Origin of the sequence: Clavibacter vidaverae (genome assembly GCF_047529985.1) — a bacterium.
In the GTDB taxonomy this organism is placed as follows: Bacteria; Actinomycetota; Actinomycetes; order Actinomycetales; family Microbacteriaceae; genus Clavibacter; species Clavibacter nebraskensis_A.
The window spans coordinates 2,107,971-2,126,435 of record NZ_JBLJAM010000001.1; the positions used below are offsets into that span (position 1 = coordinate 2,107,971).

The 18,465-nt window shown below is 74.2% G+C and carries 22 protein-coding genes; 15 read left to right on the top strand and 7 right to left on the bottom strand.

Annotated elements, in window-relative coordinates; genetic code table 11:
- Positions 1-34 precede the first annotated feature (34 nt).
- The 6 genes from ACMT9T_RS09980 to ACMT9T_RS10005 all read left to right on the top strand — a co-directional run bounded on the left by ACMT9T_RS09980 (position 35) and on the right by ACMT9T_RS10005 (position 5,039).
- Positions 35-733, top strand: coding sequence for a TasA family protein (locus ACMT9T_RS09980; protein WP_414745411.1), 699 nt, complete (start codon positions 35-37; stop codon positions 731-733).
- A gap of 112 nt (positions 734-845) precedes the next feature.
- Positions 846-1,601, top strand: coding sequence for a sortase (locus tag ACMT9T_RS09985; RefSeq protein WP_414745412.1), 756 nt, complete (start codon positions 846-848; stop codon positions 1,599-1,601).
- Positions 1,598-2,263 (top strand): signal peptidase I, encoded by a 666-nt coding sequence (locus ACMT9T_RS09990; RefSeq protein ID WP_414745413.1) that lies wholly within the window; start codon positions 1,598-1,600, stop codon positions 2,261-2,263. Before ACMT9T_RS09985 ends, ACMT9T_RS09990 begins: the two co-directional genes overlap by 4 nt.
- The gene (locus tag ACMT9T_RS09995) at positions 2,263-2,907 is read left to right on the top strand and encodes a peptidase (protein WP_414745414.1); all 645 of its coding nucleotides are present in this window, start codon (positions 2,263-2,265) and stop codon (positions 2,905-2,907) included. Before ACMT9T_RS09990 ends, ACMT9T_RS09995 begins: the two co-directional genes overlap by 1 nt.
- A gap of 128 nt (positions 2,908-3,035) precedes the next feature.
- Positions 3,036-3,725: a hypothetical protein gene (locus ACMT9T_RS10000; protein ID WP_414745415.1), complete on the top strand. Its 690-nt coding sequence runs from the start codon at positions 3,036-3,038 to the stop codon at positions 3,723-3,725.
- Between the two features lie 342 nt (positions 3,726-4,067).
- On the top strand, positions 4,068-5,039 hold the full coding sequence (locus ACMT9T_RS10005) for a nuclear transport factor 2 family protein (protein WP_414745416.1): 972 nt from the start codon (positions 4,068-4,070) through the stop codon (positions 5,037-5,039).
- A gap of 56 nt (positions 5,040-5,095) precedes the next feature.
- On the opposite strand, the gene ACMT9T_RS10010 is transcribed toward ACMT9T_RS10005, so the two are convergent.
- The 3 genes from ACMT9T_RS10010 to ACMT9T_RS10020 all read right to left on the bottom strand — a co-directional run bounded on the left by ACMT9T_RS10010 (position 5,096) and on the right by ACMT9T_RS10020 (position 7,774).
- Positions 5,096-5,992, bottom strand: a complete 897-nt coding sequence (locus ACMT9T_RS10010) for a LamG domain-containing protein (RefSeq protein ID WP_414745417.1) — start codon at positions 5,990-5,992, stop codon at positions 5,096-5,098.
- Complete coding sequence (locus ACMT9T_RS10015) at positions 5,989-7,026, bottom strand: signal peptidase I (protein WP_414745418.1); 1,038 nt, start codon at positions 7,024-7,026, stop codon at positions 5,989-5,991. The genes ACMT9T_RS10010 and ACMT9T_RS10015 overlap by 4 nt, the downstream gene beginning before the upstream one ends.
- 79 nt (positions 7,027-7,105) lie before the next feature.
- The gene (locus tag ACMT9T_RS10020; protein ID WP_414745419.1) at positions 7,106-7,774 is read right to left on the bottom strand and encodes a hypothetical protein; all 669 of its coding nucleotides are present in this window, start codon (positions 7,772-7,774) and stop codon (positions 7,106-7,108) included.
- A 227-nt stretch (positions 7,775-8,001) separates the two neighbouring features.
- On the opposite strand from ACMT9T_RS10020, the gene ACMT9T_RS10025 reads away from it, so the two are divergent.
- Both ACMT9T_RS10025 and ACMT9T_RS10030 read left to right on the top strand, forming a co-directional pair.
- On the top strand, positions 8,002-8,496 hold the full coding sequence (locus ACMT9T_RS10025; RefSeq protein WP_414745420.1) for a MarR family transcriptional regulator: 495 nt from the start codon (positions 8,002-8,004) through the stop codon (positions 8,494-8,496).
- Positions 8,493-8,912, top strand: a complete 420-nt coding sequence (locus ACMT9T_RS10030) for an NUDIX hydrolase (protein ID WP_414745421.1) — start codon at positions 8,493-8,495, stop codon at positions 8,910-8,912. The genes ACMT9T_RS10025 and ACMT9T_RS10030 overlap by 4 nt, the downstream gene beginning before the upstream one ends.
- Before the next feature lie 13 nt (positions 8,913-8,925).
- Here the strand turns inward: ACMT9T_RS10030 and ACMT9T_RS10035 are convergent, their stop codons facing one another.
- On the bottom strand, positions 8,926-9,699 hold the full coding sequence (locus ACMT9T_RS10035) for a phosphotransferase (RefSeq protein WP_414745422.1): 774 nt from the start codon (positions 9,697-9,699) through the stop codon (positions 8,926-8,928).
- 38 nt (positions 9,700-9,737) lie between these two features.
- On the opposite strand from ACMT9T_RS10035, the gene ACMT9T_RS10040 reads away from it, so the two are divergent.
- Positions 9,738-11,129 (top strand): MFS transporter, encoded by a 1,392-nt coding sequence (locus tag ACMT9T_RS10040; RefSeq protein WP_414745423.1) that lies wholly within the window; start codon positions 9,738-9,740, stop codon positions 11,127-11,129.
- 12 nt (positions 11,130-11,141) lie between these two features.
- Here ACMT9T_RS10040 and pcp read toward each other — a convergent pair whose 3' ends face one another.
- A complete protein-coding gene (gene pcp, locus ACMT9T_RS10045) occupies positions 11,142-11,783 on the bottom strand; it encodes a pyroglutamyl-peptidase I (RefSeq protein ID WP_414745424.1) in 642 nt (213 codons plus the stop codon).
- A 156-nt stretch (positions 11,784-11,939) separates the two neighbouring features.
- Between pcp and ACMT9T_RS10050 the strand changes: the two genes are divergently transcribed.
- The 4 genes from ACMT9T_RS10050 to ACMT9T_RS10065 all read left to right on the top strand — a co-directional run bounded on the left by ACMT9T_RS10050 (position 11,940) and on the right by ACMT9T_RS10065 (position 15,243).
- The gene (locus ACMT9T_RS10050; RefSeq protein WP_414745425.1) at positions 11,940-13,196 is read left to right on the top strand and encodes a hypothetical protein; all 1,257 of its coding nucleotides are present in this window, start codon (positions 11,940-11,942) and stop codon (positions 13,194-13,196) included.
- A 126-nt stretch (positions 13,197-13,322) separates the two neighbouring features.
- Positions 13,323-14,594 carry a hypothetical protein gene (locus ACMT9T_RS10055; RefSeq protein ID WP_414745426.1) on the top strand — a complete coding sequence of 424 codons (1,272 nt, stop codon included), beginning with the start codon at positions 13,323-13,325 and terminating at the stop codon, positions 14,592-14,594.
- Between the two features lie 116 nt (positions 14,595-14,710).
- The gene (locus ACMT9T_RS10060) at positions 14,711-14,974 is read left to right on the top strand and encodes a hypothetical protein (protein WP_414745427.1); all 264 of its coding nucleotides are present in this window, start codon (positions 14,711-14,713) and stop codon (positions 14,972-14,974) included.
- Between the two features lie 2 nt (positions 14,975-14,976).
- A complete protein-coding gene (locus ACMT9T_RS10065) occupies positions 14,977-15,243 on the top strand; it encodes a hypothetical protein (RefSeq protein ID WP_414745428.1) in 267 nt (88 codons plus the stop codon).
- Positions 15,244-15,260: 17 nt separating this feature from the next.
- Here the strand turns inward: ACMT9T_RS10065 and ACMT9T_RS10070 are convergent, their stop codons facing one another.
- Positions 15,261-15,734: a class F sortase gene (locus tag ACMT9T_RS10070; RefSeq protein ID WP_414745429.1), complete on the bottom strand. Its 474-nt coding sequence runs from the start codon at positions 15,732-15,734 to the stop codon at positions 15,261-15,263.
- Positions 15,735-15,916: 182 nt separating this feature from the next.
- The gene (locus ACMT9T_RS10075) at positions 15,917-16,627 is read right to left on the bottom strand and encodes a CHRD domain-containing protein (RefSeq protein WP_414745430.1); all 711 of its coding nucleotides are present in this window, start codon (positions 16,625-16,627) and stop codon (positions 15,917-15,919) included.
- 263 nt (positions 16,628-16,890) lie between these two features.
- On the opposite strand from ACMT9T_RS10075, the gene ACMT9T_RS10080 reads away from it, so the two are divergent.
- Both ACMT9T_RS10080 and ACMT9T_RS10085 read left to right on the top strand, forming a co-directional pair.
- A complete protein-coding gene (locus ACMT9T_RS10080) occupies positions 16,891-17,394 on the top strand; it encodes a sigma-70 family RNA polymerase sigma factor (RefSeq protein ID WP_244961673.1) in 504 nt (167 codons plus the stop codon).
- Positions 17,391-18,200: a hypothetical protein gene (locus ACMT9T_RS10085; protein ID WP_414745431.1), complete on the top strand. Its 810-nt coding sequence runs from the start codon at positions 17,391-17,393 to the stop codon at positions 18,198-18,200. Before ACMT9T_RS10080 ends, ACMT9T_RS10085 begins: the two co-directional genes overlap by 4 nt.
- The last annotated feature ends 265 nt before the right edge of the window (positions 18,201-18,465 follow it).

Consider the following 18,465-nt stretch of genomic DNA (forward strand, 5'->3'; position numbering starts at 1 on the left):
CCGCGCATCGCGACACCGATCGAGAGGAACCACCATGAGCACCACCACCGCCACCCCGCGCCGCCGCCCCTGGAAGAAGATCGTCGCCACCGGCGCGGTCCTCGCGGTCGGCACCATCGTCGCCAGCGGCGCGTTCGCCATCTTCTCCGACTCCGACACCGCGGACCTCGCGGTCGACGCCGGCCAGCTGGACATCGAGCTGGCCAGCGGCGACTACACGGTCGCGGACATCGCGCCGGGCGACACCGTCCAGCGGCAGATCCTGCTCTCGCTGCCGAACGCCACCAACGACGGCGACCTGATCCAGTCGGTGAACTTCGCCTACGCCGTCACCGGCCAGACGGTCGGCACGGACGACGCGGCGCTCCCGGGCGCCGGCGAGTCGCTCGTGACGGGCACGGACGGCCTCACCTACAGCCTCCAGACCTGCTCCGGCGCCTGGACGACCGCGGCCGCGGGCGGCGTCGGTCCGTACACGTGCAGCGGCACCACGACCGTCACGGGGACCGGCTCGCTCGCGTCCCTCACGGGCGCGGGCACGGCGTTCACGCCCGCCCAGTTCGGCCTCACGCCGACCGCCGACGGGACCTTCCCGACGGACACGGCCGACGTGGCGCTCGACACCCTCATGGTGCTGCAGCTGCCCGGCACGGCGGACAACGACTACGAGAACGCGAGCGTCGACCTCACGTTCACGGCGTCCGCCATCCAGCGCGCCGGCCTGCAGCGCTGATCGCGTCCGATCGGGTCCCGGCGCGCGCCGGGGCCCGATCGGCCCGCGCTCGACCCACAGTCCCGTACGACCCCCGCACCACCCCGCACCACCCGCCCCGGAGGACCCGACCATGCGCGCACACCGCGGACCCGGCACCGTCGCCGCCGCCGCGCTGTGCCTCGCGCTGGCCGCCGCGGGCCCCGCGACCGCCGCCCCGCGCGGCCCCGCCACGACCGCGGCCGATCCCGGCTCCCTCGAGGTCCGCGAGCTGACGGGCTCGGAGATCCCGCTCGACGACATGGCACCCGGCGACACCGTGGACTGGGCCGCCGAGGTCACCAACGTCTCCGCCGCCGGATCCCCGCTCACCGTGAGCCTCGACTCCATGGTCGACATGGAGCTCACGGGCGATGCGCTGGGCGGCGTCCAGCTCACCGTCCGCCTGTGCGAGGAGGGCTTCGCGACCCTCGCCGCGCCCATGCGCTGCCGCGGCGCCGTCGAGCCCCTCGGATCCGGCCCCGCGGCCACCCTGCGCAGCGTCGTCACGCGCACCCCGCTCGGCGCGGGCGAGACCGTCGGCATCGCCGTGCGGGTGCGCTTCCCCGCCGAGGCCGACAACCGGATGGAGAGGACCGCCGGCCTCCTGCGCGTCGGCTTCGCCCTCGGCGGCGAGGCGGGGACCGGGACGGCCCCCGGCGACGGCCCGGGCAGCGCCCCCGGGACCGCTGGATCCGCGCCCGCCGCCGGATCCGCGCGCGACCTCCTCCCCGTGACGGGCCGCGACATCGCGTCCGCCGTCGTCGGCGCCCTCGTCGCCCTCCTCGGCGGCGCGCTCCTCGTCCGCTCCTCCCGCCGACGCCGCCGCGCAGCCGGGACGGCCTCGTGAGCCGCCGCGCGAGCCGGCGCCCGGTCCGCCGCAGCCCCGTCCGCCGGATCCTCGGCGTGCTGAGCGGCCTGGCCACGGCCGTCGTCGCGGTGGCCGTCGTCGCGGTCGTCGCGCTCTCCGCCCTCGGGATCACCCGCCTCGTCCCCGTGCTGTCGAACTCCATGGCGCCCGGCATGCCGGTGGGCTCGCTCGCGATCACGGCACCCACCGCGCGCACCGACGTGGCGGTCGGCGACGTCGTCGTGTTCACCGCGCCCGTCGGCCCGCGCGTGCGCGTGATCCACCGCGTGACCCGCGTCTTCGGCGCCGAGGACGCCGCCCTCCTCGACGGCTGGTCGCCCGACCGCCTCGCCATGCAGACCAAGGGCGACAACAACCCCGCGGGCGATCCCTGGATCGTCACCATCGGCGACGACGCCGTCTGGGAGCGGACCGCGGTGGTCCCCCTGCTCGGCTGGCCGTTCGTCTGGCTCGGCGACCCGCTCGTCCGCATGATCGCGTTCGGCATCGTCGGTGCGGGCGCCATGGGCTGGGTGCTCGCCCTCATCTGGCGGCGCCCGGAGCAGCCGTCCGCCGCGGCGGGCGACGAGGCGGACACGGACACGGACACCGGGGCAGCCGTGCCCGTCAGCACGATCCCCACCGGCGGAGGATCCCGCTGATGCCGCGCCACCGCGCCGCATCGCCGGCTCCCGTCGCCCCCGCGCCGCACGGCCGCCGCGCCGACCGCCGGGCCGCGCGCCGCGCCCGCCCCCTGCTGATCCCGGCGCTCGCCCTGGTCCTCGCGCTCGCGGGCGCCGGCACCGCCGCCGCCGTGCTCGCCGACCGCTCCACCTCGCGTGCCGCCGTCGGCGCCGGCGCCGTGGAGCTCGACTGGGGCGGCGGCGGGGCCGACCAGCTCGCCGTCCCCGTGACGGGCCTCCGTCCGGGCGATTCCACCGTGCGCCTCGCGGACCTCGCGAACACCGGCACGGTCGCCGCCTCCGAGCTCGTCGTGACGCTGGGCGGCACCGCCGTGGCGAGCACGTCCGACGGCCTCCAGATCGCGCTCGACCGCTGCTCGGTCGCGTGGACGGGCGCGCCCGGCACCGCCGTGTGCCCGGGCACGACCACCCCGGTCGCCGCCGACCGGCCGGCCGCGGGGCGGATCGCGCTGCCCGGATCCCCCGCCCTCGCCGTCGGCGGCCGCGACCGCCTGCGCGTCACCGTGCGGCTCGCCGAGTCCGCGCCCCCGACGGCGCAGGGCGTCACGGGATCGGTGACCCTGCGGATCGATGGCGTCCAGCGGCCGGGCTCGCAGCGCTGATCGCGCGGCCGACGGACTCTCGAGGTCACGAAAGCATCACGGGACCCATCGGCTGGGCGAGGGGTGCCGAAGGACCTTGCGACTCCAACCGGCGACCACGTCGGCCGCCCCGAACTGAAGGAACGATCATGCGCAACCTCACCAAGTCCGTCTTCGGCCTCGCCACCGCCGGCTTCCTCGTCGTCGGCCTCGCCGCGTGCTCCACGCCCGCCGAGTCCCCCTCGTCCTCGTCCGCCGCCCCGTCGGCGTCCGCGACGACCGAGGCGAACCCCACCCCCCTCGCGACCGTCCCGACCCTCACCGGCGTCGACACCAAGGTCACCCTCGACTCCGGCTTCACCGGCGCCCTCACGACCCTGGGCCTGACCCCCGGCGTCATCGGCGGCGCGACCCTCGACGGCGCCACCGGCACCCTCGCGTTCCCCATCACCGGCGGCAACGTGAAGTACTTCGACCCCGAGCAGTCCTACCGCCCCTACGTCCAGGGCGAGATCGACCACGCCGGCTCCGGCATCAGCCTCACCGCCGGCTCCACCGTCGTGAAGCTCACCGACTTCGTCATCGACCCCGGCACCAGCCGCCTCACCGGCTCGGTCCAGGTCGGCGACGGCGAGGTCATGAAGGACGTCTACATCTTCAACCTCGACGGCACGACCCTGAAGCCCCTCGCCATGGAGGGCGACAACGCCGTCCTCGAGGGCACCACCGTCAAGGTCAGCCCCGACGCCGCCGCGCTGCTGAACAGCACCTTCGGCACCGACGCGGTCACCGACCAGCTCGTCGTCGGCATCGCCAAGATCACCGTCAACACCAAGTAGCACCCACCCGGGGCTCGACCCCCGGCGCAGCACGACACGAACGGCCCGGCCCACGACGCCGGGCCGTTCGTCGTGCGCCCGGCGCCCGTCCGCCGGCGCCCGTCCGCCGGCGCCCGTCCGCCGCACGCAGGGAAGCCCCCTCGCATGCGCGGCGAGGGGGCCCCTGCCGGGCGACTCGGGTCCCGGTGCACGGACTTCGGAACGGACCAGGGATCCGGCGGGCGGCTGTCCGCCCACGGTCCGCCCCCGTCGGCGAGGGCCCGTGCGCATAACAGGAGATCCCGATCAGCGGGCCATCCATGCACATCGGAGCTTCCCAGCCACCACCCCCATCGTGGATGCATGAGCATTCAACGAACTCCCGTATCCCTGCTCGCGCGCGGCACCGCCGCGCTCGCCGGCGTCGTCGTCCTCGCCGGCTGCCAGGCCGCCGGATCCACCGCGGCCTCCGCCGACACCCCCGCCGATGCCGCGCCCGTCGTCGCCACCACGTCCGCGGACACCGGTGGAGCCAAGGGCGATCGCGCCGACTCCGCGAAGGAGTCCGCCAACGCGGACGCCGTCTCGAAGCTGATCGCGGACGCCTTCCCCGATCCGACCAGCGAGGCAGCGCAGTCCGCCGTCATCGCGGCCGTCGCCCCCGACGCCACGTCGCACGGCTCGAAGGCCGGCCCCGGCGGCCTGCTCGACGAGTTCACCCAGGCGCACGTCCGCATCCCCGGCGCGAAGGCGGTCGTCAAGCACATCGGCGCCGACGGCGACCTCGTGGCCGTGCACTGGCAGATCACCTCGAACCCCGACGACGAGCGGAGCGGAGAGGCGGCCGTCGACGTCTTCCGCTTCGCGCCGAACGGCCAGGTGGACGAGCACTGGTCGTTCGACCAGCCGGTCGCGCAGGGGACGCCCGCCAGCGGCAACACCAACACGATGTTCAGCGACCTGTACCAGGGCTCGGCTGGCAAGCCGGCGCCCACCGAGCAGCAGGAGGAGGCGAACCGGCAGCTGGCCGTGGGCGCCTACGACACCCTGTTCAAGGACCACGACCCGAGCGTGCTCGACCGCTCGTTCGACCCGGCCTACCTCCAGCACAACACGGTGGCCGCGAACGGCACCGCCGCGCTGAAGGCGTTCTTCTCCGGCGGCGCGCAGTTCCCGGCGCAGCAGGCCGTGGTCTCGATCTCCGACGGCGACCTGGTCTGGATCCTCTCGCAGCCGGTCGGCGCGAAGGCGGACGACCCCTACCTGGCGGCGGACATCTTCCGCGTCGACGGCGGCCTCATCCGCGAGCACTGGGACGTGGTGCCCGCGAGCTGATCCGACGCACGCACGCACGCACGACGGGACGGCCTCCGGGTCGTCCCGTCGTCGCGTCAGCGGCCGGCGTCGTAGTGGTTCTTGACCTGCGTCGCGGTGAGCGCCGTCTTGTACACGGCGGCGAAGCGCATGCTGCCGACGAAGTAGTTCGATCCGGCGTTCGGCCAGCCCGACGTGTTGTCGTACCCGATCCGCCAGTAGCCGCTGTTGCTCTCCGGCGCCGTGAAGCCCGTGTTGCCGGCGACGCGGGCGCCGTCGAGGTAGAGGGTCATGCCCGTGGCGTTCGACATGGTCGCCACCACGTGGTGCCAGGCGCCGTCGGCGACGTTGGCCGAGCTCGTGATCGTCTGGTACCCGTTGCTGTACGTGCCGAAGGCCAGCTGGCCCGTGGTGGAGACGTAGGTGTGGCGGTCGTAGGCCGACGACGAGCCGGACTGCGAGTTGCCGAAGCCGATGAGCTTGCCGCCCTTGACCGTGGTCCTGAACCAGACCTCGGTGCTGAAGGTCGCCGGGCCCTGCGCCTGCAGGGAGTTGGTGACGAAGTCGCTGCCGTCGAGCACGTACGCGCCGCCCGTGTCACGGGGGCAGGCCCGCGTGCTGGTCGTCTCGCTCGTCATGCTGCCGCGGTACGTGCCGGGGTACGAGCCGCTCGCGGCGTCGACGGCGGTCGTGGATCCCGACGCCTCGTTGAGCGGGTAGGCGAACAGCGCGTTGGCCTTGTCGGCTGCGAACGCGCTCGAGCAGGTGAAGAACGCGGCGGAGGAGGCGGCCGTGTTGTTCGTGTTCCTGATGGCCGCCGTGTACGCGCCGCTCGTGCCGGGCGCGAGGAGCAGGACCGCGCCGAGGGCCGCCGCGGAGACGGAGGCGGCGAGGCCGGCGAGGCGCGAGACGCGACGCGGGGCCGCGACGCGCGCACCGGCGAGGCGGCCGAGGATCCGGCGGGCGGCGCTCATGCGCGGCGCTCGTCCCTCTCGGAGGGGAGGCCGACGACGAGCGTGTAGAGGAGGGGGACGGCGCAGAGGCCGAAGAAGAGGATCCAGCCCCAGAGCGGCAGGTCGAGCGTGGAGGACACGTCGTGGAACCGGCCGGCCTCGCCTGCGGGGGCGGTGATGGTGCCGACCTCGCCGGCGGCGAGCGTCGTGTGCGTGCCGCCCTCGGCCGCGATGCGGATGGGGAGCATGCCGGTCGACACGATGGTCGCCTGGACGTCGCTGCCACGGGTCGCCGCGTCGAGCACGACGAGGCCGACGAACGGCTTCAGCAGGAAGACGGTGAAGGCCGCGATCAGCGCGCTGCCGAGCATGCGCATGGAGGCGCGGTGCGTGGGCGACGCGATGAGGCGGGTGAGGATCGTGACGATGACGATGCCGGCGAGGAGCAGCGGCAGGCCCTTCGCGAGCCAGCCGAAGCCGGGGAGGATCGTCGTCGCCTTCCCGATGAGGTGGGCCTGGTCGGTCTTCCACGGATCGGTGGCGCCGTTGATGTCGCCGCGCGTGGTGAGCCCGTCCGCGTCGACGCCGATCACGCGGTGCGTGTAGGTCTCGTCGGGGGTGGTGGAGGGGTGGAAGCTCACGACGTCGCCGACCTGGACGTCCTCGAGGAGGACGGGGGTGGTGAGCAGCAGCGTGCCGACGGGGGCCGTGGTGCCCATCGAGGGGGTCTGGACGACGAACCAGCGGCCGCCGGAGGCCTGGAACAGGAGCGTCGCGGCGACGAGGAGCGTGAGGAGGATCGTGGCCGTCCACATCACCACGGTGCGGCGGCGGAACGAGCGGGAGGTGCGCGCGGCGCGTCGAGCCGCGCCGCGCGCAGGGAGGACGGGGGCGGTCGTGGTGAGGTGCGCGTCCTCCGCGATGACGTCCAGCTCGCGCTCGAGCTCGAGGTCCAGCTCGCGGTCGAGCTCCACCTCCAGGTCGAGGTCCAGCTCGAGGTCGAGCTCGAGCTGCTCGATCGCCGTGGCGGTCGCGCGGTCCTGGATGTCGGTCATGGTGCACCTCCCGGGTCAGGGGCCTTCGTGGGGATGGGTGCGGGGCCGCCGTGCGGCGGCCCCGCGGGTCGAGCGGTGACTAGCTGGCGAAGGACCAGGTGAGGGGCAGCGAGGCGCCGAGGCCCTGGTAGGTGTTGCCGGCGGAGGAGTCGAGCGTGACGGCGAAGGTGAAGTCGGTGCTCGCGGTCGCGGCGAGGGCGGTCAGCGTCTTGGCGGAGGAGCCGGCGAGGGCCGCGGCGGTGCCGGAGTAGACGGGGGTGGCGGAGCCTGCGGCGGTGATGACGACGTTGAGCTTGGAGCAGAAGTCGGTGGCCGAGCCGTTGACGGTGCCGTTCTTGGTCTGCGTGCAGGCGGCGCCCGGGGTCAGCGTGAAGGTCGAGGCCTTCGAGGTGCCGACGTTCTTGATGTTGACGACGCTCGTGACCGTCTGGCCGGGGATCATCGTGGTCGAGCCGCCGAACTTGTTGATGGTGGAGCAGGTGGCGGCGTTGGAGTCGACGCCCGACGTGGCGCTCGTGCTGAGGCAGGTGACGGTGGGGGTGCCGTTGGCGCCGGCCTGCGACTCCTGCATGACGAGCGAGCCGGAGGCCGCCGTGTTGGTGTCGTTGGTGATCGAGGCGACGAAGCCCGACAGCGTGCCGGACATCGAGACGGAGAGGAGGACCGCGGCGGCGACGCCGGTCGCGATGGCGAGGGGGGCGAAGCGGACGCGCTTGGTCCGGGCGGCGGGGGCGAGGTGGTTCGACATGATCTGACTCCGGGTGCGTAGGGGGAGGAAGGGGCTGGGTGAGCCCCGTGGGGAGGAAGCTCGGTGACTCGCTGTGCGAGTAACTCGAATATACAGCTACTTGGATTCCGCGCAATCCCCCCACAGCGGGGGTCAGGCTCCGCGCGCGGCCGACGGGGCGCCCGGGCGCGCGTTACAGTCGCTGGACCGCCCACGGATCCGCCCGATCCCCCGACGCAGGGACACCGATGACCCCGGACAGAACCGCTGCCCGCCGCGACGCCGACGCGGCCGTGGACGCGCTCGCGAACGCGCTGCACATGGTCGAGACGGCCCAGCGGCACCTGCGCACGCGCATCGCCCAGGACATCGGCGTGAACGTCACCGACCTGACCGTGATCAGCGTCGTCGGGGACCTCGGTCGCATGACCCCCAAGATGCTGGCCTCCGAGATATCCATGGGCACGGGCGCGGTGACCGCCGTGATCGACCGGCTCGTCGGCGCGGGCCACCTGGGTCGCGTGCCGAACCCGCGGGATCGCCGCAGCGTCTTCCTCGAGCTCACCGACGCCGGGCGGAGGACGCTCGCGCGCATGACCGAGGACTACCGGGAGGCGGCCGCCGTGGCGCTGCACGCGTCGCCCGCGCTCGGCACCGCGGAGACGGCGGAGGACATCGCGCGCGCCGCCATCGCGATGACCGCGCACACCATCGACGGGCCGGACGCGGCGGGATCCCCGTGAGCGAGGGCGCCGCGCCGGCCGAGGGCTGCCAGGTGGTGCTCGTCGACGCGGCCGGGCGGATCCTGCTGCAGCTGCGCGACGACATCCCGACCATCCCCTTCCCCGGCATGTGGGCGATCCCCGGCGGGATGCTCGAGCCGGGCGAGACGCCGCTCGCGTGCATCGTGCGGGAGGTCGAGGAGGAGCTGGGCGCGCGGATCCCGCCCGCGGAGGTCGCGCACCTCATGACGCGGACGCGCTCCTACGGGATCGAGCACACCTTCACGGCGCGGCTCGACGTGCCGGCGGAGGACATCCGGCTCACCGAGGGGCAGCGCGTGGCGTGGTTCGCGCTCGACGAGGCCGTCGCGATGGAGCTGGCCTACGAGGACGCGGACGTGCTGCGGGAGGTCGCGGGGCGGCTGCCGCGCGGGTGAGGGACGCGGCGCGTCAGCGGGCGCGCTCGGCGTCGAGGATCCCGCGGAGGACGGCGGCGTCGGCCTCGTAGAGCGCGGCCTCGTCGCGGAGGTGCGGCTTCCCGAGCTCGTCGACCTTGGCGAGCGACATGCCGGCGAGGTCGTACCGGCGGAGCATGGCGACGCGGATGACGTCGGTCCAGGTCGCATCGGATCCGTACGCGTCGAGGAGCAGGGCCACGCGACGGTGGGCGTCGTCCATGCCCGGCGCGCCGTCCGGGGTGGACCCCGTGAGCGGCACCGCGCGCGTGGCGAGGTACGCGAGGTCCCAGATGCGCGGGCCGGGCGAGCACATGTCGACGTCGATGACGCCCGCGAGGCGGCCGTCGGCGAAGACGAGGTTGTGCGGCGCGAAGTCGTTGTGGCAGATCACCTCGCTCGGCACCTTGGTGCTCGACTGCCAGACCGCGCCGTCGAGCACGAAGCCGACGCTCGCGTCGTGCAGCTCGCGGAGGCGGCGACCGGCCTGGACGAGCACGTCGTCGGCCCAGATCCAGTCGGGGAGCGGGTACACGGGCACGTCGCCGTGCAGGAACGTGAGGCGCTCGCGGCCGCCCTCGATGCCGAGCGGCTGCGGGATCCCGTCGACGCCCGCGAGCGCGAGGTGCCGCAGGTACCGGTGCACGGTCGGGGTCCACGGGCCGGCGTCGCGCAGGACGGTGCCGCCCTCGCGCTCGACGCGGTTCATGTTGCCGCCTTCGAGGGGTCCGTCCATCGGGCCAGCGTAGGGGCGGACGGGCGCCGGCACGACCCTGCCGCGACACCTCCACGCACTAGGTTGCGAGCATGAGCACCACCGCGCCCGACGCCGTCGCCGAGCCCGACCCGACCGCCCCTCCCCGCCGACGCGTCGCCGCGTGGGCGCTGTGGGACTGGGGATCCGCCGCCTTCAACGCCGTCGTCACCACCTTCGTCTTCAGCACGTACCTCGCCAGCAGCCTCTTCGTGGATCCCGCGATCGTGGCCGCCGCGGGCGACGACGACCGGAACCCGGCGCTCGTCGCCGCGAAGGCCGACACCTCCGGCGTCATCTCGCTCGCGCTCACCATCGCGGGCCTCCTCATCGCGGTGCTCGCGCCCGTGCTCGGGCAGCGCTCCGACGGATCCGGGCGCCGGCGGCTCTGGCTCGGGATCAACACCGGGATCGTCGTGCTCGCGATGCTCGGCATGGTGCTCGTCGAGCCCGTGCCCTCCTACCTGTGGCTCGGCGCCGTGCTGCTCGCCACCGGCAACGTGTTCTTCGAGTTCGCGAGCGTGAACTACAACGCGATGCTCGTGCAGGTGAGCACGCCGCGCACGGTCGGCCGCGTGTCCGGCCTCGGCTGGGGCATGGGCTACGTGGGCGGGATCGTGCTGCTCGCGCTGCTGCTCGTGCTGTTCCTCTTCGACTTCGGCACGGCGGGCGCGTCCGGCCTGCTCGGCCTGCCGTCGGGGGCCGAGGGCGGCGCGCTCGACGTGCGCATCGCGATCCTCGTGGCCGCGATCTGGTTCGCCGTGTTCGCGATCCCCGTACTGGTGGGCGTGCCCGAGATCCCCGCGACCCCGGATCGCGCCCGGCAGGGCATCCTCGCGTCGTACCGCACGCTGTTCCGCCGGATCGCCGAGCTGTGGCGCGAGTCGCCGCGCGTCATCGTGTTCCTCGTCGCGAGCGCGGTGTTCCGCGACGGGCTCGCGGCGGTGTTCACGTTCGGGGCGATCATCGCCGCCCAGGTCTTCGGCTTCTCGACCACCGAGGTGCTGCTGTTCGGCGTCGCGGCCAACGTGGTGGCGGGCATCGGGACGTTCGCGGCCGGCTGGTTCGACGACCGGTTCGGCGCGAAGCCCGTGATCGTGGTCTCGCTCGTCTGCCTCATCGTCGGCGGATCCGCGGTGCTCGCGGTCGGCGACGCCAAGGCCGGCTTCTGGGCGACGGGCCTCTTCCTCTGCCTCTTCGTCGGCCCCGTGCAGTCGTCGAGCCGGACGTTCCTCGCGCGGATCTCGCCGGCCGGCCGCGAGGGCGAGATGTTCGGGCTCTACACGACCACGGGCCGCGCGGTCTCGTTCCTCGCGCCGGGCCTGTTCGGGATCGCGGTGGCGATCACGGGCGACACGCGGTTCGGGATCATCGGGATCGTGATCGTGCTGGCGGCGGGGCTGCTGCTCATGCTGCGGGTGCGCGGGGCGGATGCGCGGGCCTGACCCCGCCGCGGATCAGTCGAGCGACCCGCCGCCCACCTTCACGTCGGTCGCGTTGGCGAGCGTCGCGCGCACCACGGCCGTGAGGGCCGTCGCGATCTGCTCCATGCGCATGTAGGGCCGGTCGGTGCCGATCGCCTCCTCCGTCGAGTACGGGATGTGGACGAAGCCGCCGCGCGTGCCCGGGCGGTCGCGCAGCTCGTGCATCAGCAGGTAGAAGACGTGGTTGCAGGTGTAGGTGCCGGCGGTCTGCGAGACGACCGCGGGGATCCCCTTCGTGCGCACGGCCGCGACCGCCGCCTTGATCGGCAGGGTGCTGAAGTAGGCCGCCGGACCGCCGTCGACGACCGGCTCGTCGATGGGCTGGAAGCCCGTGTTGTCGGGGATGCGGGCGTCGTCGACGTTGATCGCGATGCGCTCCACCTCGAGCGTCTCGATGCCGCCGGCGAGGCCCACGGAGATCACGACGTCCGGATCCACCTCGGCGAGCGCCGCCCGCAGCGCGTCGTCGACCCTCGCGAAGTCGACGGGCAGCTGCCGCACCTGGATCTCCGCGTCGCCGTCCCAGCGGTCGCGCACCTCCTGCACGGCCGTCCACGACGGGTTGCTGGTGTCGCCGTCGAAGGGCTCGAATCCGGTGAGGAGGACGGTGGGCATGCGGGGGCTCCTGACGGTGCGAGGCGGGGGGCGCGGCCTCGAGGGATGCCGCACGCATCACGCTACGCGAGCCCGGACGGGGGTGATGTGCTCAGGCGGGCCGCGGAGAAGGATGCGCCGTGAGGGTCAACGGGGCCCGGGATGGAGCGCACCACCATGATCCGCACCACACGGAGACGACGTCTCCCCTCCACCGCGCTGGGCCTCGTGCTCGTCGCCGGCGCGGTCCTCGCGGGGGCGGTGCCGGCGCAGGCGGCCGATGTCCGCTCGGGCAACGCGATCGCGCCCGCTGCGGCCGCCGCGGCAGCGCGGAACCTGCCCGCGCCGATCGTCTACTTCGAGTCCCTCGGGAAGGGCCCGGAGCCGACCATCAACGTGAACATCAAGAACGCCCCCGGCACGTCCGACACCACGCGGCTGGACTACGAGTACCAGCTCGACGGGGGACCGTGGGTGTACCTGAGCGGTGCGACCACCGACCTGCAGGAGGTCCTCATCGCCGCCCCGGCCGGGGAGCACCTCATCAGCTTCCGCATCGCCGGGAAGGTGGACGGGGTCTTCGTGGCGGGGACGGCGACGAAGCCGCAGGTCACCTCCTCCTACGGCACGACGCTGGCCTACACGCCGCAGATCGTGGTGGACGGACCCCGCGTCACCTTCAGCTGGGATCTCCGCAAGGCCCTGAACGGGCTGCCGGATCCGGTGGTCTACCACGCGGTCGGCGAGGACTACGTCGACGCGGAGCCGGTGGACTCGGTCACCTTCGACGTGGGCTACGACTCCAGCGTCGACTTCCTCCTCGTCTTCGGCACGGGCCTCGACAACTCGCGGTCCTTCCGGAGCCTCACCCGCACGGGCAGCGCCCCGGGGACGCCGGCGCTCACCTCGGTGCCCACCCCGGCCATCGTCGGCCAGGCGAAGCTCGGCACGACGCTCTCGGTGCGCACCGGGCTGTGGCAGCCGGCGCCCGTGACGCTCGACTACCAGTGGTACAGCGACGGCCAGCAGATCTTCGGCGAGACGGGCGCCACGCTCGTGGTGCCCGGGTACGTGGTGGGCACGCGGATCAGCGTGGAGGTGCGCGGGACCCGCGCGGGCTACGCGAGCGCGACGCGCATGTCGGCCGCGACGCCGCGCGTGCCGTCCCCGCTGGTCGTCCCCGGGCAGGTGACGCTCGTGGGCCAGGCGGTCGTCGGCTCCACGCTGAAGGTGTCCTCCGGACCCTGGCGTCCGGCTCCCGTGCGGCTCGAGCACCGGTGGTACCGCAGCGGCGTGGAGATCCCCGGAGCCACCGGGAGCACGTACCGGCTGACCGAGGCCGACCGGGGGAAGGACGTCAGCGTCGCCGTCACCGGGTTCCACGAGCCCTACGCGCCGGGCTACGCCTTCACCCCGCCGCGCCGCGTGTCCTGACGGCGGTCGCGCCCGCCGCGCATCACTCCCCCGTCCGAGCACGACCCGGACGGGGGGATGCGCGGCGGCCGGAGCTCGGAGGAACCTGGGAGGAGGGCCACGGAGGCCCGGATGGAAGGAACGCCGATGATCCGCACCACCGGGGGACGCCGTCTCCCGCTCACCGCCCTCGCCGTCGTGGTCGCCGCCGGCACCGCGTTCGCGGGGGTCGCGCCCGCCCAGGCCGCCGACGCACCCGCCGCCGACTCGACGAACGCCGCCGCCGCGATCCGCATCCCCGCCCCCCAGGTGCGGCCGACCTCGTACGAGTTCGGCTCCGAGCCGGTGTTCCACGGCTTCGTCACCACCGACCTGTCGGCGCTCCCCGACGGCGCCGACCGCAGCCTCCGCTACGAGTACCAGCTCGACGGCACCGGGGCCTGGCGCTCCGCCGGATCGACCAGCGTGTCCGGCCTCGCCGACGACGAGGTGTACCTCCCCGGCTCCGCCGGGACGCACCTGCTCAGCGTGCGCGTCGCCGGGACCGTGGACGGCGTCGCGGTCACCGGCGCCGCGTCCGCGCCGCAGGAGGCGCGGTTCACCGGCGGGACCCTCGAGACCACGCCCGAGGTGATCGTGGACGGGGCCTCCGTCACCTTCCGATGGGACGTCCGCGAGGCCCTCAACGGGTTCACGCCCGAGGAGAGCAGGATCTACTACCAGATCGACGACGGCGCGTTCGTCGAGGTGGGCGGCGTCGGATCCGTCACCGTCACGCCCGGCTTCAGCAAGCGCGTCGGCTTCGACCTCACCTACGGCTCCATCGCCGACACCTACCGCACCGTCCACGTCGACGGCGTCACGGCCGACTCCCCGGGCGCGAAGCGCCTGACCGCCGCGCCCCTGCCGTCGATCGTCGGCTCCGCCGACTTCGGCCAGACGCTCTCGGTGCGCACGGGCGCATGGCAGCCCGCGCCCGTGACGCTCGAGTACCAGTGGTACCGCGACGGGGAGCGGACCGGAGTCCAGACCGCCACCTACGAGGTGCGCGGCGCCGACATCGGCCACCGCATCACGGTCTCCGTGCGCGGATCCCGCGACGGCTACGTCTCGGAGACCCGCACCTCGGGCCCGACGAAGAAGGTGGCCGAGCCCGTCATCACCGCGGGCACGCCGCGCGTCACCGGCAACCCGGTCGTGGGCCGCACGCTCACCGCGCAGCCCGGCGTCTGGAAGCCGTCGACGCTGGAGCTCGGCTACCAGTGGAAGCGCGACGGCAAGGTCATCCCCGGCGCGACCGCGAAGACGTACACGCTGACGGAGGCCGACCGCGGCCACGCCGTCCACGTGGTCGTGAGCGGCGTCATCTACCTGTACGACAACCAGGCGCGCGCCAGCGCGCGCGTGACGGTGCGCTGACCCGCGCACCCACCGCCCGACGGGCCCGGCTCCTCCACGGGGCCGGGCCCGTCGGCGTCCGCCCGGTGCGTGCGCGGATCCCCCGGGGGACCGATCCCGCCCGCTAGCTTCGGGAGATGATCTCCTCCCCCGGCGCCAGCATCGGCGTCGTCCTGTACGTCCTCGCCATCCTGGCGCTCGTGGTGCTGTCGGTCGTCGCCACCGTGGTGCTCATCCGGCTCGCGCTCGCCGCGCGGCGGACGCTCGTCATCACGACCTCGCTGCAGGAGGCGCGGCTCGAGCTCATCCGCGAGCAGACGGCCCGGCTCCAGGCGGACGACGGGGACGTCCCGGACGGGCCCTCCGCGCCGGGTGCCGGTCCCGTCGGACCGGCGGCCTGATCGTGGGCGGCTCGGACGACAGCATCCTGCTGCCGACCGCGTACGACGTGTTCGGATCCGTCGCGGTGCTCGTGACGATCGCGCTCGTGGCGGTCGGCGCCGTGCTGCTCGTCCTGCTGGTGCGGGTGGCGCTGGCCGGCCGGCGCACGCTGGTCGCGACCGCGGCGCTCGACGAGGCCCGGCTCGAGCTGGTGCGCGAGCGCACGGCGCGGTTGCGCGCGGGGCTGCCGGACGTCGGGGGTCCCGGGTCGGAGGATCCGGCCGCCTGACGGGATCGCGCCGCGGATCAGCCGAGCGGCTCCGCGAACACGACGCGGTTGTCCTCGTAGTGGCCGGCGGTGCGGTCGAAGATCCCGCCGCAGGTGATGAGGCGCAGCTGATCCGTGGGCTGGGCGCCGAAGACGCGCGCGGTCGGGAAGTCGGCCTTGGCGAAGTCCGCGACCTCGGTCACGGCGTAGCGCGTGGATCCGCCGCCGACGTCCTGCACGGACACCTCGTCGCCGACGCCGAGCTCGGCGAGCCGGGCGAACGCCGCGGGCCCCACGCGCGAGTCGACGTGCGCGGCGATCACGGTGGGTCCGCGTCCGCCGGGGCGACCGCCGCCCGTGAACCAGCCGACGTCGTCGAAGTCGACGGGCACCTCCATCCGGCCGTCGGGGGCGATGCCGAGGTCGATGAGCGGCTCGTCGAGCTCGATGGCGGGGATGGCGACGCGGGTCGGGACCGCGCCGAGGCCCTGCACGACCGGCGGGTCGGTCATGGGCCGGGCGCTCGGCGCGGCGTCCGGGGGCGCGGACGCCGGAGGGGCCGCCGGAGCCGGTGCCGGATCCGCGGCCGCGCATCCCGCCAGCACGGCCAGCGGGATCAGCGCGCCCGCGAGCACCGCGGCCCGGCGGGCGCGCCGCGCGGGCGATGCGCCAGCCGGGCCGCGGTGCACGGAGATCAGGACTCCTGGGCGCGGTGGCGGCGCATCAGCACGACGCCGGCCGCGGCGAGCGCGATGGCGCCACCGCCCGCGACGAGCGGGAGGGCGGCCGAGGTGGAGGTCGCGGATCCACCGGCGCCCGTGTCGACGCCGCCGACCGGCACCTGGGTCAGCTGGCCGCGCACGGCGCCCGCGGTGAACGACGCGGTGTGGGTGTCGGCCGCGAACGCGGACGGGTCGGCCTCGATCTGCGCGACCGTGAAGCCCTCGCCGGTGTCCTTGCCGTCCGGCGCGACGCCGGTGGTGAAGGGCCCCTGCATGCAGCCGGAGCTGGTGCGGGTGCCGTTCCCGGCGTCCGCCGGGTTCGGGAACGCGATGCGGGGCGGGCCGGCCTTGCCGACGGCGGCCTGGTGGATGTGCGTGGCCGTCTTCGCGGGGCTCTGGTACTCGCCCGTGACGCCCGTGAGGGTGATGTCGTAGCAGATCGTGTTCGACGTCGAGTCGAGGCGGAGGTCGAACCGGCCGGTCGCGCCGGGCTCGCCGGGGGTCGCGACGCCGTCGGCGTTGAGGACCTGATCGGGCGTCGCCATCACGGTGAACGCGCTCGTGAAGCGGTCGGGCCCGGGGACGGTCGTCTCGGCGGACGCGGGCGTCGCGGCGAGGAGGGTGAGGGCGACCGCGGCGGCGCCCCCGATGGTCGTGTTCCGGACGAGTCTCGTGTGCGTCATCGCGTGCAGCCTCTCGTGGTGCGCGGGCCCCGGGCGGGCACCGCTCCTGACAGGGCATACGCACGGGCGGCGGCGGGCGTTCATCGGATGCCGGAATCCGATCGGAGCCGGTCGCGGCTCCTCCCGCCCCCCCCCCCCCGCGATGAACGCCGCACCCTCCCCCGACGTATCCCCCGGTGAGGGCGCGCACCCGCCGCCTAGGCTGGGGGATCACGATGGCGCTCGTCCTGACGCGTCCGGCACCTGCACCCGAGCGGAGCACGATGAGCGCATCCCCGCCCGGCCTCGACGTGCGCCGGGCGTTCGCGGAGCACGGGAGCGCGCTGCTCGGCTTCGCGGTCAACGCCCTGCAGGACCGCCAGCTCGCCGAGGACTGCGTGCAGGAGACGTTCCTCCGCGCCTGGCGCGCCCGCGACTCCTTCGACGGCGAGCGCGGCAGCGCGCGCACCTGGCTGTTCGCGATCGAGCGGCGGGTGATCCTCGACGTGCACCGCGCCCGGGCCCGCACCCCGCGGATCGTCGCCGAGGAGGAGGCGCCCGAGCAGGCGGCGCGGGAGGCGGATCCGCTCGACCGGCTGGGCATCGTCGAGGGCCTCGCGCGCCTCAGCGACGCGCACCGCGAGGCCGTCGTCGCCGTCCACCTCACCGGGCTCAGCTACCAGGAGCTCTCCACGGCCACGGGCGTCCCCGTCGCCACCCTGCGCACGCGCGTCTTCCACGCGCTCCGCGCCCTCCGCACGCATCTCGACGAAGTGGATCCCGCATGACCGACGACCGCACACCCGGATCCGACGCCGCCGGACCGGACGACCGCCGCGGCGAGCTCATCGCCGCCGCCCTCGCCGACGACCTCTCCCCCGCCGAGGCCGCGGAGCTGGAGGCGATGCGCGCCGGAGACCCGACGATCGACGACGAGATCGCGCTGCTCGGCGGGCTGCCGTCCGCGATCCGCGGGGTGGGCGCGTGGCAGGAGGCGGAGCCGAGCGCGGAGCTGGCGCGGCGGATCGGGCTGATCGCGGACGGGCGCGGGGAGGCCGCGACGACGACGTCACCGGCTGCGGCGACGGCGGATGCCGGGCTGCCGGAGATCACGGGACGGCCCGCCGACCTCGACGGGCATCGCGCGCGCCGCGGATCCCGCCCGCGCCGCACCGCGCTGCTCCTCGCCGGCGCCGCCGCGTGCCTCGCGCTCGGCGCGGCCGGCGGCGCCTTCCTCGCGACCCCGCGCGCCGACGTCGCGACCGGTCCGGCCGGCACCCTCGGCGCGCTCGAGGACGTGTCATTCGCGGGCGCGCCCGCGGGCGTCGACGTGGAGGGCGACGTCGTCGCGCACACCTGGGGCACCGAGACCCTGCTGTCGGTCGACGGCCTGCCCGTGGGCGACTCGTTCTCGGTGGTCGTGATCGACGCCGACGGCGACGAGCACGCGTCGGGCACGATGCTCGGCTCCGCCGTCCGCATCGACTGCCGCCTCAACGCCGACGTGATGCGCCGCGACGCGGCCTCCGTCGAGATCCGCGACGCCGCGGGCGAGCGGGTCGCGGTGGCCGAGCTGCCGCCCGTCCCGGCCTGACCCGAAGACTCAGGTATATGTCACCGCTCCTGCCCGCTAGAAACCCTCCCGCAATGCACGAGTTTCAACAGAGACGCGGCAGCCACAACATCCTGCCCCTTGATCCGTTTCCCTAACTTCTGCCCCCCCAGTAAAGGGGTAATTAGGCTGCATTGGCGGCCTTCTCCGCTACGTTCTTGATCAAGTATCGCTTCGGTTCGAGTCGCATGCCATGTCAAGGAGAGCCCCATTGCCCAGGACCAGTCTTACCCTGCGAACTTTGCGC

What these genes read in the sequence shown, in the direction of transcription:
- ACMT9T_RS10050 (WP_414745425.1), top strand. Translation starts at nt 11,940, where the DNA reads ATGATCCGCACCACACGGAGACGACGTCTCCCCTCCACCGCGCTGGGC.
- ACMT9T_RS10015 (WP_414745418.1), bottom strand. Translation starts at nt 7,026, where the DNA reads ATGACCGACATCCAGGACCGCGCGACCGCCACGGCGATCGAGCAGCTC.
- ACMT9T_RS10085 (WP_414745431.1), top strand. Translation starts at nt 17,391, where the DNA reads ATGACCGACGACCGCACACCCGGATCCGACGCCGCCGGACCGGACGAC.
- ACMT9T_RS09980 (WP_414745411.1), top strand. Translation starts at nt 35, where the DNA reads ATGAGCACCACCACCGCCACCCCGCGCCGCCGCCCCTGGAAGAAGATC.
- ACMT9T_RS10070 (WP_414745429.1), bottom strand. Translation starts at nt 15,734, where the DNA reads ATGACCGACCCGCCGGTCGTGCAGGGCCTCGGCGCGGTCCCGACCCGC.
- ACMT9T_RS10060 (WP_414745427.1), top strand. Translation starts at nt 14,711, where the DNA reads ATGATCTCCTCCCCCGGCGCCAGCATCGGCGTCGTCCTGTACGTCCTC.
- ACMT9T_RS10000 (WP_414745415.1), top strand. Translation starts at nt 3,036, where the DNA reads ATGCGCAACCTCACCAAGTCCGTCTTCGGCCTCGCCACCGCCGGCTTC.
- ACMT9T_RS09985 (WP_414745412.1), top strand. Translation starts at nt 846, where the DNA reads ATGCGCGCACACCGCGGACCCGGCACCGTCGCCGCCGCCGCGCTGTGC.
- ACMT9T_RS10055 (WP_414745426.1), top strand. Translation starts at nt 13,323, where the DNA reads ATGATCCGCACCACCGGGGGACGCCGTCTCCCGCTCACCGCCCTCGCC.
- ACMT9T_RS10040 (WP_414745423.1), top strand. Translation starts at nt 9,738, where the DNA reads ATGAGCACCACCGCGCCCGACGCCGTCGCCGAGCCCGACCCGACCGCC.
- ACMT9T_RS10080 (WP_244961673.1), top strand. Translation starts at nt 16,891, where the DNA reads ATGAGCGCATCCCCGCCCGGCCTCGACGTGCGCCGGGCGTTCGCGGAG.
- pcp (WP_414745424.1), bottom strand. Translation starts at nt 11,783, where the DNA reads ATGCCCACCGTCCTCCTCACCGGATTCGAGCCCTTCGACGGCGACACC.
- ACMT9T_RS10005 (WP_414745416.1), top strand. Translation starts at nt 4,068, where the DNA reads ATGAGCATTCAACGAACTCCCGTATCCCTGCTCGCGCGCGGCACCGCC.
- ACMT9T_RS09995 (WP_414745414.1), top strand. Translation starts at nt 2,263, where the DNA reads ATGCCGCGCCACCGCGCCGCATCGCCGGCTCCCGTCGCCCCCGCGCCG.
- ACMT9T_RS10010 (WP_414745417.1), bottom strand. Translation starts at nt 5,992, where the DNA reads ATGAGCGCCGCCCGCCGGATCCTCGGCCGCCTCGCCGGTGCGCGCGTC.
- ACMT9T_RS10075 (WP_414745430.1), bottom strand. Translation starts at nt 16,627, where the DNA reads ATGACGCACACGAGACTCGTCCGGAACACGACCATCGGGGGCGCCGCC.
- ACMT9T_RS10020 (WP_414745419.1), bottom strand. Translation starts at nt 7,774, where the DNA reads ATGTCGAACCACCTCGCCCCCGCCGCCCGGACCAAGCGCGTCCGCTTC.
- ACMT9T_RS10025 (WP_414745420.1), top strand. Translation starts at nt 8,002, where the DNA reads ATGACCCCGGACAGAACCGCTGCCCGCCGCGACGCCGACGCGGCCGTG.